This is a genomic window from Pseudomonas sp. 3296 (genome assembly GCF_031456615.1).
Classification (GTDB): Bacteria; Pseudomonadota; Gammaproteobacteria; order Pseudomonadales; family Pseudomonadaceae; genus Aquipseudomonas; species Aquipseudomonas mucoides.
Genome location: NZ_JAVDUY010000002.1, coordinates 265,711 through 276,696, shown reverse-complemented (window position 1 = coordinate 276,696; position 10,986 = coordinate 265,711). Strand labels below are relative to the sequence as shown.

12 protein-coding genes are annotated in these 10,986 nt (G+C 60.2%); 5 read left to right on the top strand and 7 right to left on the bottom strand.

Annotated elements, in window-relative coordinates:
• Positions 1-165 precede the first annotated feature (165 nt).
• Positions 166-1,362, bottom strand: coding sequence for a class I SAM-dependent rRNA methyltransferase (locus tag J2X66_RS05775; RefSeq protein WP_007945535.1), 1,197 nt, complete (start codon positions 1,360-1,362; stop codon positions 166-168).
• 229 nt (positions 1,363-1,591) lie between these two features.
• Between J2X66_RS05775 and J2X66_RS05770 the strand changes: the two genes are divergently transcribed.
• From J2X66_RS05770 to J2X66_RS05760, 3 genes are read left to right on the top strand one after another with little or no spacing between them, the layout of a single operon-like run.
• Positions 1,592-2,407: an HDOD domain-containing protein gene (locus J2X66_RS05770; protein ID WP_310263060.1), complete on the top strand. Its 816-nt coding sequence runs from the start codon at positions 1,592-1,594 to the stop codon at positions 2,405-2,407.
• Between the two features lie 28 nt (positions 2,408-2,435).
• Positions 2,436-3,248 carry a bifunctional DNA-formamidopyrimidine glycosylase/DNA-(apurinic or apyrimidinic site) lyase gene (gene mutM / locus J2X66_RS05765; protein WP_027926534.1) on the top strand — a complete coding sequence of 271 codons (813 nt, stop codon included), beginning with the start codon at positions 2,436-2,438 and terminating at the stop codon, positions 3,246-3,248.
• A gap of 54 nt (positions 3,249-3,302) precedes the next feature.
• Entirely contained in the window at positions 3,303-3,626 is a 324-nt protein-coding gene (locus tag J2X66_RS05760) for a multidrug transporter (protein WP_310262013.1), read from the top strand.
• Between the two features lie 132 nt (positions 3,627-3,758).
• Here the strand turns inward: J2X66_RS05760 and J2X66_RS05755 are convergent, their stop codons facing one another.
• The 5 genes from J2X66_RS05755 to J2X66_RS05735 form a co-directional block, all read right to left on the bottom strand.
• Positions 3,759-4,010 (bottom strand): YfhL family 4Fe-4S dicluster ferredoxin, encoded by a 252-nt coding sequence (locus tag J2X66_RS05755; protein ID WP_007945532.1) that lies wholly within the window; start codon positions 4,008-4,010, stop codon positions 3,759-3,761.
• A 102-nt stretch (positions 4,011-4,112) separates the two neighbouring features.
• Complete coding sequence (coaD, locus tag J2X66_RS05750; RefSeq protein ID WP_007945531.1) at positions 4,113-4,592, bottom strand: pantetheine-phosphate adenylyltransferase; 480 nt, start codon at positions 4,590-4,592, stop codon at positions 4,113-4,115.
• A gap of 115 nt (positions 4,593-4,707) precedes the next feature.
• Positions 4,708-6,303 carry a GMC family oxidoreductase gene (locus J2X66_RS05745; RefSeq protein ID WP_310262009.1) on the bottom strand — a complete coding sequence of 532 codons (1,596 nt, stop codon included), beginning with the start codon at positions 6,301-6,303 and terminating at the stop codon, positions 4,708-4,710.
• Positions 6,304-6,415: 112 nt separating this feature from the next.
• A complete protein-coding gene (locus J2X66_RS05740; RefSeq protein ID WP_310262006.1) occupies positions 6,416-6,961 on the bottom strand; it encodes a twin-arginine translocation pathway signal protein in 546 nt (181 codons plus the stop codon).
• Positions 6,962-6,989: 28 nt separating this feature from the next.
• Entirely contained in the window at positions 6,990-8,420 is a 1,431-nt protein-coding gene (locus J2X66_RS05735) for a coniferyl aldehyde dehydrogenase (protein WP_310262003.1), read from the bottom strand.
• A 146-nt stretch (positions 8,421-8,566) separates the two neighbouring features.
• Between J2X66_RS05735 and J2X66_RS05730 the strand changes: the two genes are divergently transcribed.
• The gene (locus J2X66_RS05730; protein ID WP_027926539.1) at positions 8,567-9,238 is read left to right on the top strand and encodes a TetR/AcrR family transcriptional regulator; all 672 of its coding nucleotides are present in this window, start codon (positions 8,567-8,569) and stop codon (positions 9,236-9,238) included.
• A 33-nt stretch (positions 9,239-9,271) separates the two neighbouring features.
• Positions 9,272-10,126, top strand: coding sequence for a sulfurtransferase (locus tag J2X66_RS05725; RefSeq protein WP_310262000.1), 855 nt, complete (start codon positions 9,272-9,274; stop codon positions 10,124-10,126).
• Positions 10,127-10,155: 29 nt separating this feature from the next.
• Here J2X66_RS05725 and J2X66_RS05720 read toward each other — a convergent pair whose 3' ends face one another.
• Complete coding sequence (locus tag J2X66_RS05720) at positions 10,156-10,986, bottom strand: AraC family transcriptional regulator (RefSeq protein ID WP_310261997.1); 831 nt, start codon at positions 10,984-10,986, stop codon at positions 10,156-10,158.

Genomic DNA, 10,986 nt, shown 5'->3' with positions numbered 1-10,986 from the left:
CGGATTAATCGAAATGACACCTGAATTTTGTAAGGCGTATTCTTCAAAGTGCAAAGCACAGAGAAACGTCCTGCAAGTCACAAGGATTGAAAGTGTAGGAAGTAGTATAAATTATATTGAATAATGGAACGGGGAGCCGATGGGCTCCCCGTCAAACCGGCATGATCAGCTGTTTGGCAGCAGGCGGCAGGTGATGCTCTTGATGTAGCGGGTTTCAGCGATGGCCGGGTGAACCGGGTGATCCGGGCCCTGAGCGCCACGTTCCAGCAACTGAATGTTGCGGTCCAGGTGACGCGCGCTGGTCAGCAGGATGTTTTGCAGGTCATCTTCGGGCAGGTGCATCGAGCACGAAGCGCTCACCAGGATGCCGTCTTTGCTGAGCAGGCGCATGGCTTGCTCGTTCAGGCGACGGTAGGCGCCTTCGCCGTTCTTCATGTCTTTCTTGCGTTTGATGAACGCCGGCGGGTCGGCCACGATCACGTCGAAACGTTCTTCGCTGGCTTTCAGCTCTTTGAGGGCTTCGAACACGTCGCCTTCAATGCAGGTCATTTTGTCGGCGAAACCGTTCAGCGCGGCGTTACGCTCGACGCCGTCGAGGGCGAAGGCCGACGCGTCGACGCAGAACACTTCACTGGCGCCGAAGGCGGCCGCTTGTACACCCCAGCCACCGATGTAGCTGTACAGGTCCAGTACGCGTTTGCCTTTGGCGTACGGAGCCAGGCGTGCACGGTTCATGCGGTGGTCGTAGAACCAGCCGGTTTTCTGGCCTTGCATGACCGGTGCTTCGAATTTCACGCCGTTTTCTTCCAGCGCTACCCACTCCGGCACCAGGCCGAACACGGTTTCGACGTAGCGGTTGAGGCCTTCGGCATCACGGGCGGCGGAGTCGTTCTTGAACAGAATGCCGCTTGGCTTGAGCACTTGGGTCAACGCGGCGATCACGTCTTCTTTATGGGCTTCCATGGTCGCCGAGGCGATCTGGACCACGAGGATGTCGCCGAAACGGTCGACCACCAGGCCTGGCAGCAGGTCGGAATCGCCGTAGACCAGGCGATAGAACGGCTTGTCAAACAGGCGATCGCGCAGCGAAAGGGCGACGTTGATACGGTGGACGAGCAACGACTTGTCCAGCGGCAACTTGATGTCGCGCGACAGCAGGCGGGCGCAGATCAGGTTGTTCGGGCTCATGGCAACAATGCCCAGCGGTTTGCCGCCGGCGGCTTCGAGGATCGCCTGATCACCGGCCTTGAAGCCGTGCAATGGGGTGGCGGCGACATCGATTTCGTTGCTGTAGACCCACAAGTGGCCGTTTCGCAGGCGACGGTCGGCGTTGGCTTTGAGGCGCAGGCTAGGCAGGGACATGACGTCGCTCCGGAAAAAAGAGCGGGAGTATAGCGTGTTGCGCAAGGCCACGGTTTGGTGGATGGACATGCGGTGAAGGTCGCGCCAAAGATGAAACTTCAGCAGATGCGCCCTCCAAGGTGTCGGATCCAACTTTTAGAAGCTAGAATCTGCGCCTGGCCCAGAGTGTGTACTTATGTCCCAAGAGCTGACTACCGAACAGATCCAACAGTCCCTGCAAGGCATCAGCGTGCCCGCCCAGCCGCAAATCATGGTGGATTTGCAGATGGAACAGTACATGCCCGACCCGGACCTGGAAGTGATCGCGAAACTGATCTCCCAAGACCCGGGCCTTTCAGGCGCCTTGCTGAAGATCGTCAATTCGCCGTATTACGGCTTGAGCAACAAGATCGCTTCGATCCAGCGGGCGGTGAACCTGCTGGGCAGCCGTTCAATCATCAACCTGATCAACGCCCAGTCGATCAAGGGCGAGATGAATGACGACACCATCGTCACCTTGAACCGCTTCTGGGACACGGCCCAGGATGTGGCAATGACCTGCCTGACACTGGCCAAGCGCATTGGCGCCCAGGCCGGCGATGAAGCGTACGCGTTGGGCTTGTTTCACGATTGTGGCGTGCCGTTGATGCTGCAGCGTTTCCCCAACTACATGACCGTTCTGGAAGAGGCCTACGCCAACGCCAGTGCCGAATGCCGGGTGGTCGACACCGAGAACCGGGTGTTCAATACCAACCACGCCGTGGTCGGTTACTACACTGCCAAGTCCTGGCGTCTGCCGGAGCATGTGACTGCCGCTATCGCCAATCACCACAACGCGTTGGCAATCTTCAGCGATGAGTCGTCGCGCAATGCCCAGCTCAAGAACTTGTTGGCGATCCTCAAGATGGCCGAACACATTTGTGCGTCCTACCGGGTGTTGGGCAACCAGAATGAAGACCACGAATGGAACAGCATCGGGCCTCTGGTGCTTGACTATGTCGGTCTCTCGGATTACGACTTCGAGACGCTCAAGCAAACCATTCGCGACCTCGGCGCTCACCGCTGAGTGCCGGATAGCCTGATTCGAGTGCACCATGCCTGAACTGCCGGAAGTCGAAACCACCCGCCGCGGTATTGCGCCGCACCTGGAAGGCCAACGGGTCAGCCGGGTGATTGTGCGTGACCGGCGCCTGCGCTGGCCGATTCCCGAAGACCTTGATGTGCGGTTGTCGGGGCAGCGCATCGTGCTGGTGGAACGGCGCGCCAAGTACCTGTTGATCAATGCCGAAGTCGGCACGTTGATCAGCCACTTGGGCATGTCAGGGAATTTGCGGCTGGTGGAAGCCGGCTTGCCGGCAGCCAAGCATGAGCACGTGGACATCGAGCTGGAATCCGGCCTGGCGCTGCGTTACACGGACCCGCGACGGTTTGGCGCGATGCTCTGGAGCCTTGACCCGCTCAACCATGAATTGCTGATTCGCCTGGGGCCGGAGCCCTTGACCGATTTGTTCGACGGCGAGCGCTTGTTCCAGCAGTCACGCGGCCGCTCCATGGCGGTCAAGCCGTTCATCATGGATAACGCCGTGGTGGTGGGCGTCGGCAATATCTATGCGACCGAGGCGCTGTTCGCCGCCGGCATCGATCCGCGCCGCGAAGCCAAGAGCATTTCCCGGGCGCGCTATTTGAAGCTGGCGATCGAGATCAAACGCATCCTCGCCGCCGCCATCGAGCGCGGCGGCACCACGTTGCGCGACTTTATCGGCGGTGACGGTCAGCCGGGGTACTTCCAGCAGGAGCTGTTCGTCTACGGACGAGGCCATGAACCCTGCAAGGTTTGCGGCACGGAGCTGCGGGATGTGAAGCTCGGACAGCGCGCCAGCGTCTTTTGCCCTCGCTGTCAGAGCTGAAAACTCCCACGGTCTATAGTCAGTGTTCTCACTGCCTCGCATAAGGACCGTGCCATGAACCTGTTTCGAATCCTTGTCGTTGTCTGCCTGCTGGGCGCCAATGCCGGCGCGTTGGCGGCAAACAGCGGCAGCGGCGACCCGCTCTACACCATCCAGAACCCCCCGGCGTACGCCATGATCGGTGATTTGCTGATTGCCCGACCTTTGCTGGTCGTGGCGACGGTGATTGGTGCTGGCGTGTTTGTGGTGTCGTTGCCGTTTACCGCGCTGGGCGGCGGCGTTGGCGATGCGGGACAGGCATTGGTGGTTGACCCGGCGAAAGCGGCATTTGTGCGGTGTCTGGGGTGTGTCGGCGAGGGGTTTGAGCAGCGGGAGTGAAGGCTGCTGGATTTTCTGTGTGGCTGGATGACGCCTTCGCGAGCAAGCCCGCTCCCACATTAGACCGCGATCAACTGTGGGAGCTAGCGTGCTCGCGAAGGGGCCGGCACAGACGCTACAAAACTATCTGACTCAAGCCTTGCCGGTAATCTTCCGGTACTTCTCCATCAACTCGTCTTCAGTCTCCGGATGCGCTTCGTCCAGCGGAATGCAATCCACCGGGCACACTTGCTGGCACTGAGGCTCGTCGTAGTGGCCGACACACTGCGTGCACAGGTTCGGGTCGATCACATAGATCTCTTCGCCTTGGGAAATGGCGGCGTTCGGGCACTCGGGTTCGCAGACGTCGCAGTTGATGCAATCGTCGGTGATGATCAGGGACATGCTAACTCCAGCCAGGGCGGCAGGCCCGGGCGCAATAAACCAATGCGCGCAATTGTGCCGCATTGGCGCCTGTAGTGCACGCAGGCGCCGATTCAGCGGTCGTTACTTCTTGAAGCGCTCGGTGAGGGCATCCGCCACCGCAGGGTGGACGAACTTGGTGATATCACCGCCCAGCGCCGCGATTTCACGGACCAGCGTCGAGGAAATGAACGAATAACGCTCGGAAGGCGTAAGAAACAGGCTCTCCACATCCGGTGCCAGCTGACGGTTCATGTTGGCCAGCTGGAATTCGTATTCGAAGTCCGACACCGCGCGCAAACCACGCAGGAACACGTTGGCGTTCTTCTCTTTGGCGAAGTGCGCGAGCAGCGTCGAGAAACCGACGACTTCAACGTTCGGCAGATGTTTAGTGACCTCGCGGGCCAGCTCCACTCGCTGTTCCAGAGGAAACAACGGGTTTTTCTTGGGACTGGCGGCAACGGCAATGATCACATGATCGAACAGGCGCGCGGCGCGTTCGACCAAGTCGCCATGGCCCTTGGTAATAGGGTCGAAGGTACCTGGGTACAACACTCGGTTCATCGCGTCGTCCTGGCGGGAGTCCGTTGGGGAGTCGGATGGTATCGCAGCCTTCCCGGTCGGCCAAGTCGCCTGTTGGGTAAGAAAGCACTATAGACGATACGAATATTCTCCCTTTTCATGGGTTTTTCAAACGTTCGGCCAGGGAAGTGGCCAGTTGCGCGGTCAGCCCATACACCGACAACTGCGGGTTTGCGCCAATGCTGGTGGGGAACAGCGAGCCGTCATGGATCGACAGATTGCTCAGTTGATGATGGCGGCCGAGGCTGTCGGTCACGGCGTTTTTCGGGTCTTCGCCCATCGCACAACCGCCCATCACGTGGGCGCTGCCCAGGCGTGTGCGATACAACTCAAGGCTCAAACCGTCGATCAACGTGCGTGCTTCAGCCAGGGTTTTCACGTAGCGGGCATCGGCGTGCATCGGCATCACCGCGTTGGCGCCCCCGGCGAACTGGATCTCGGCCATGCTGTGAAAGGCCCGGCGCAAGCCGTCCCAGGCGTAGGGTGAAACCTGATAGTCGAGCACCGGCGTGTTGTCACCGCGCAATTCGACACTGCCCCCGGGGCTGTCCGGGTGGAAACCGTCGCGCAACAACGCCAGCATTGCGTGGGTATGGGGCAGGTGTTCCATGTGCTGGGCGTTTTCCTTGCCGAAACCGCCGAGCAGGGTGGTCGCCAGTGCCGGGTGCAGCGGCGGGACTTCGAGTTTGTAGCCCATCTTGCCGGCGGTGCCATCCTGCCATTGGAAATGGTCGGAATAGATCGACTGAGGCGCGCCATAGAACGGGTTGATCACCTCGTCGAACAGCCCGGCGGACATGTTCACCAAATGCAGGAACGTGCGTTTGCCCAAGCGCTTGTGCGGATCCGGCGCATCAGAACGCAGGAGCAACGCCGGGCTGTTGATCCCGCCGCCGGCCAGTACGTAATGGCGCGCCTTGACCGTGATCGTGCGCCCGGTCGGCGCGACGCAACGGTCGTCCATCGCCACGCATTGCAGGCCGGTGACCTTGCCGTCCTTGATCGACAGTTTTTCGGCACGGGCCAGGTACAACAGTTCGCCACCCTTTTCCAGCGTTGCCGGAATGGTCGTGACCAGCATCGATTGCTTGGCGTTGGTCGGACACCCCATGCCGCAGTAGCCAAGGTTCCAGCAGCCGCGCACGTTGCGCGGGATGACGTGCCAGGTGTAGCCGAGCTTTTCACAGCCTTTGCGGATCACGTCGTTGTTGGGGTTGGGCGGCACCCTCCACGGCGCGACACCGAGGCGTTGCTCCATTTTCTCGAACCACGGCGCCATGTCGGCAGGCGAGTGGCCTTTGACGTCATGTTCGCTGGCCCAGTGTTCAAGCGTCGGGGTGGGCGTACGAAAGCTCGATGTCCAGTTGATCAGCGTAGTGCCGCCCACGGCGCGGCCCTGAAGGATGGTGATCGCGCCATCCTTGCTCATGCGCCCGATGCCTTCCTGGTAGAGGCTGGTGTAGGCCTGGTCTTCGAGCATCTTGAAGTCGCTGCTGGTCTTGAGCGGGCCTTCTTCGATCAGCAGCACTTTGTAGCCGGCTGCGCTGAGGATTTCCGCCGTGGTGCCGCCGCCGGCACCGCTGCCGATGATCGCCACGTCCGCTTCGAGGGTCAGGTCTTGGGTCAGTTGCGCGCCGTTGTAGGTTTTCCAGCCACGGGACAGGCCTTCTCGGAACGGGTCGGGTACAGGCATTCTCAGGTTCTCTTTTTATTTTGTTTTGGGTGTTCTTCAGGTCGCCATCGTGAGCAGGAGTACGCAATTCCCTGTGGGAGCGTGGCTTGCCCGTGATAGGGTCGACTCGATTTCAGACCGTAGGCGGCCCGGGATACCCGCAATGCACCCAGGACTCCGCCCGGGTGTACCACGCCATCATCACCAGTTGCTTCAACGAGCTATGCCCCATCCGCAACAAGCTCAACGAACTGTTTTCCCAGCGATAGAGAAAGTGCCGGATCTCATCACCACTGGCATTTTCCCAACTGCCCCAGATCCCGGTCAGCGGTCCGCGCGTCACGGCCATCCCCAGCACATCGAACAGTTGCTGAGTCAGCTTGAGCATTTCCGGCGACAGGTGATTCAGGCTGTTGTCCAGGCTGTGCAAGGTCTGATCGAGCGACGCCGGTATTTTCTCGGCGGCGACCGCACCCTCGAGCATCACCGGAATCAGTGCGCGCAAAAACAACAGGTCGCCGCTGCGCAGGATCACGAAGCCGTTCGCTGCAGTGCTCGACGAGCAGCCGCTGAGGCTTGCGCCCAACCCGGCGGTGGCCAGGAAGGCGCTGGCGCCGAGGCTGAATTTCAGCAGGCCGCGCCGTGACAGCGCGGGTGTATCGGACAGGCTTGGGCTCATTATTGTTGTTACCCGGTGGTGGTGAGCGTTAGCGGATGAACAGCTTCTGGATCAGTTTCTGAATGGATTTTCCGTACGGCGGGTAGATGAGTTTCGACGCGTTGAAGCGCTGCTTGATCAATACCCCTTTGGCCTTGCTGAAGGTCAGGAAGCCTTCGTGGCCGTGGTAATGGCCCATGCCCGACGCACCGATGCCACCGAATGGCATGTCGTCCTGAGCGACGTGCAGCAGCGTGTCGTTGAGGCAGACGCCGCCGGAGTGGGTTTCGTGGAGCACACGGTGCTGTTCGCGCTTGTCGTAGCCAAAGTAGTACAGCGCCAGTGGGCGAGGGCGTTGATTGATGTAGGCAAAGGCCTCATCCAGGCGCTTGTACGGCACGATCGGCAACAGCGGGCCGAAGATTTCGTCCTGCATCACGGTCATGTCGTCGGTGACGTTGAGCAGCAGGCTGTGACTCATGCGCCTGCCCTGACCCTGATCGAACAGCGGAATCAGCTGTGCCCCTTTGCTGGTGGCATCGCTGATGTAGCCGTTGAGACGCGCCAGTTGCCGCTCGTTGATGATGGCGGTGTAGTCCGGGTTGTCAGCCAGCGTCGGATAAAACCCGCGAACCACTTGGCGATAGGCTTCGACGAAACCATCGACACGGTCTTCGGGCACCAACACGTAGTCCGGGGCCACGCAGGTTTGCCCGGCGTTCAGGGTTTTACCGAAGGCGATGCGTTCGGCGGCGTCTTTCAGCGGCACGTCATGGGACACGATGGCCGGTGACTTGCCGCCGAGTTCGAGGGTCACCGGGGTGAGGTTCTCGGCCGCCGCACGCATCACGTGTTTGCCGATGCTGGTGGCGCCGGTGAACAGCAGGTGATCGAAACGCAGGCGGGAGAACGCGACACCGACATCGGATTCGCCCAACACCACGCACACCAGGTCTTCAGGAAAGACCCGGGCGAGCAATTCCTTGAGCAGCAAACCGGTGGCCGGGGTCGATTCGCTGAGTTTGAGCATCACCCGATTGCCCGCCGACAGCGCGCCCACCAATGGACCGATGGCCAGGTACAGCGGGTAGTTCCAAGGCACGATCACGCCGACCACGCCCAACGGTTGGTATACGACTTTGGCCGCCGCCGGTTGAAAAGCGATGCCCACCTTGCGCCGCGAAGCCTTCATCCAGCCTTTGAGGTGCTGGCTGGCGTAATGAATGCCGTGCAGGCTGGGCATCAGTTCGGCGAGCAGGGTTTCATCGGCGCTGCGGTGACTGAAATCCTGGCTGATCGCCTCGATCAGTGCCTGGCGCTCGCTGCTCAATAGATCGCGCAAGGCTTTGAGCCATTGCTGGCGCTGGGCGGCCGGCGGCATCGGGTTGGCGGCGTAGGCGGCACGTTGCGCGTCGAACAGGGCCTGCATTTCTTCCAGAGGCTGATTCAAGTTCTGAAGGTAGGCGATGTCAGCAGTCATTGTCGGCTCCGGATTTATTGTAATGAGTGACTTTTTAGAGTCTATGCTCTAAAAAGTCAAATGACATCCTGGAACAGCTTTGTTTTATCCACTCGCGGATAGGTCGTAAGATGCCTGTCATCGCACTCTGAATTAAAGCTCAAGCCATGGCCCCTCGGATCAAAACCAGCGAGCGCATCGTGCAGAACAGCCTGGAGCTGTTCAATCAGCAGGGTGAGCGCAGCATCAGCACCAATCACATTGCTGCCCACATGGAAATTTCACCGGGCAATCTGTACTACCACTTCCCTAACAAGCAGGCGATCATCGCCGTGTTGTTCAGTGAGTACGAAAGCCTGGTGGACAGCTTCCTGCGCCCGCCTCAGGGGCGTGCATCGACGGTGGACGACAAGCGCTTCTACCTTCAGGAGCTGCTGGCGGCGATGTGGCGCTACCGGTTTTTGCATCGCGATCTTGAGCACTTGCTCGACAGCGATCCGGAACTCGCCGCCCGTTATCGACGGTTTTCCCAGCGCTGCCTGATCCATGGCACGCACATCTACGCGGGCTTCGTCGAGGCTGGCATCCTGCAAATGGATAAGGTCCAGATCGAGTCCCTGACGCTGAACGCGTGGATCATCCTGACGTCCTGGGTGCGGTTCCTGTGCACCACGCGGGAAAACTCCAATCACCTGAGTGAACAAGCCATTAAACGAGGTGTGTATCAGGTGTTGGTGCTTGAAGCAGGTTTCGTCACGGATCAGGCGCGTGATGCGGTGAATGCGCTGTACGAAGAGTTTTACGTGCCGTTGGCCCAAGCCCTTGAAGAAGTGCAGTAGGATCGAACACCGACTTAGTCACAGGAGCCCGCTATGCCCATTGCGCAACTGATCAGCCCGCAAGCACTGGACCTGAAAAAGGACCAGCCGGGGTTGGTGATTCTCGATTGTCGTTTTGCCCTCGAAGACCCGGATTACGGCCAGCGTAGTTATGCCGAAGGGCACATCGCCGGTTCGAAGTTTGCCGATCTCGAGCGTGATTTGAGCGGGACGGTGGTCAAGGGCGTGACCGGGCGTCATCCGCTGCCTGAAGCGCATGACTTGATCGAGCGCTTGCAAGCCTGGGGCATCAACGCCGACAGTGAAGTGGTTTTGTACGATGACGGCCCCGGTGCCTTTGCGGCGCGGGCCTGGTGGTTGCTGGCATGGCTGGGCAAGCGTGACGGCGTGTTCATTCTGGATGGCGGGCTCAAGGCCTGGCATGCGGCGGGTTTGCCGCTGAGTCTGGATGCGTGCGACACCCGGCGGGGCACCTTCAGCGGAACGCCGGACAATGCATTGATCTTGAGTGCGCAACAACTGGCGCAACGTCTCGGTCAACCTGAGTTGACGTTGCTGGACGCTCGCGGCTTGCCGCGTTTCAAGGGCGAAGTGGAGCCGATCGATCCGATTGCCGGGCATATTCCGGGGGCGCAATGTGCGGCGTTTACCGACAACCTCGGCGGCGATGGACGGTTTTTACCGGCTGATCAGCTCAAGCAGCGTTTTGCCGAGAAACTGGGGGGGCGTTCGCCGACCGATCTGGTGGCGTACTGCGGTTCCGGGGTGACGGCTTGCCATAACCTGTTTGCACTGTGCCTGGCGGGTTATCCGTTGGGGGCGTTGTATGCCGGGTCGTGGAGCGAGTGGATCAACGATCCCGCACACGGCATCGCCATCGGCGAATAACCCCGGACTCCACAGGGGTATCAGGCGATTCAAAACAGTCGGGCACTTCGATACGCGGCCGGTCCCACCCCGTAAACCTGCTTGAACTGCCGGCTCAGGTGACTCTGGTCGGCAAACCCCAATTGCGTGGCCACTTCCAGCGGCAAACAACCGTTCTGCAACAGCGCCCGGGCCTGGGCGATGCGTTGTTGCATCAGCCAGGTGTGCGGCGGCATGCCGGTGGCTCTGCGAAACACCCGGGCAAAGTGAAAAGGAGAAAGATTCACCGCCGCCGCGAGCTCTTCAAGAGACGGCGGTGCCGCCAATTGCGCACGCAGCAATTCCTTGGCCCGTGTCACGGCGCGGTGCTCCTTGCCGGGTTGGCCGGCAATCGGCACCGCCGCGTGTCGCTGCAGCAACGACAACATCATTTCCCGCCAGACCGTTTGCTGTTGCAGCGCCGTGGTCGGACTTTCCAGCAAACGATGCAGTTGGCAAAAACCCTTCACCAGGTCCGGGTCTCTGTACAGCGTGGCGCCAAACATGGGCAAGTGATGGGTCGGCAATTCCAGTTCGGCCAGCAACGACAGTAACTGCCCGCTGTCCGGATAAAACGCCCGGTACAGCCAACCATCCTCGGTGCCTTTGTGGCCTGTATGCAGTTCATCCGGATTGATCAACACCAAGGTGCCGCTGCCAGCCAGGTGTTCAGCGCCGCGATAGCGGTAGCGCTGGGCGCCGGCCATGATCATGCCGATCACATAACCATCGTGCACATGGGGTGCGAAGCGGTGTTCGATGTAGCGCGCGGACAGTAACTCGACCCCGGCCAGCGGCGCGGTTTGCCAGAAGCGGATCGACTCGCCCTGATCGACGTCCAT

Excerpts from the sequence above, each read along its gene's own strand:
- J2X66_RS05730 (WP_027926539.1), top strand. The coding sequence starts at position 8,567 with ATGGCCCCTCGGATCAAAACCAGCGAGCGCATCGTGCAGAACAGCCTG.
- J2X66_RS05735 (WP_310262003.1), bottom strand. The coding sequence starts at position 8,420 with ATGACTGCTGACATCGCCTACCTTCAGAACTTGAATCAGCCTCTGGAA.
- J2X66_RS05745 (WP_310262009.1), bottom strand. The coding sequence starts at position 6,303 with ATGCCTGTACCCGACCCGTTCCGAGAAGGCCTGTCCCGTGGCTGGAAA.
- J2X66_RS05775 (WP_007945535.1), bottom strand. The coding sequence starts at position 1,362 with ATGTCCCTGCCTAGCCTGCGCCTCAAAGCCAACGCCGACCGTCGCCTG.
- mutM (WP_027926534.1), top strand. The coding sequence starts at position 2,436 with ATGCCTGAACTGCCGGAAGTCGAAACCACCCGCCGCGGTATTGCGCCG.
- J2X66_RS05720 (WP_310261997.1), bottom strand. The coding sequence starts at position 10,986 with ATGGACGTCGATCAGGGCGAGTCGATCCGCTTCTGGCAAACCGCGCCG.
- coaD (WP_007945531.1), bottom strand. The coding sequence starts at position 4,592 with ATGAACCGAGTGTTGTACCCAGGTACCTTCGACCCTATTACCAAGGGC.
- J2X66_RS05760 (WP_310262013.1), top strand. The coding sequence starts at position 3,303 with ATGAACCTGTTTCGAATCCTTGTCGTTGTCTGCCTGCTGGGCGCCAAT.
- J2X66_RS05740 (WP_310262006.1), bottom strand. The coding sequence starts at position 6,961 with ATGAGCCCAAGCCTGTCCGATACACCCGCGCTGTCACGGCGCGGCCTG.
- J2X66_RS05725 (WP_310262000.1), top strand. The coding sequence starts at position 9,272 with ATGCCCATTGCGCAACTGATCAGCCCGCAAGCACTGGACCTGAAAAAG.
- J2X66_RS05755 (WP_007945532.1), bottom strand. The coding sequence starts at position 4,010 with ATGTCCCTGATCATCACCGACGATTGCATCAACTGCGACGTCTGCGAA.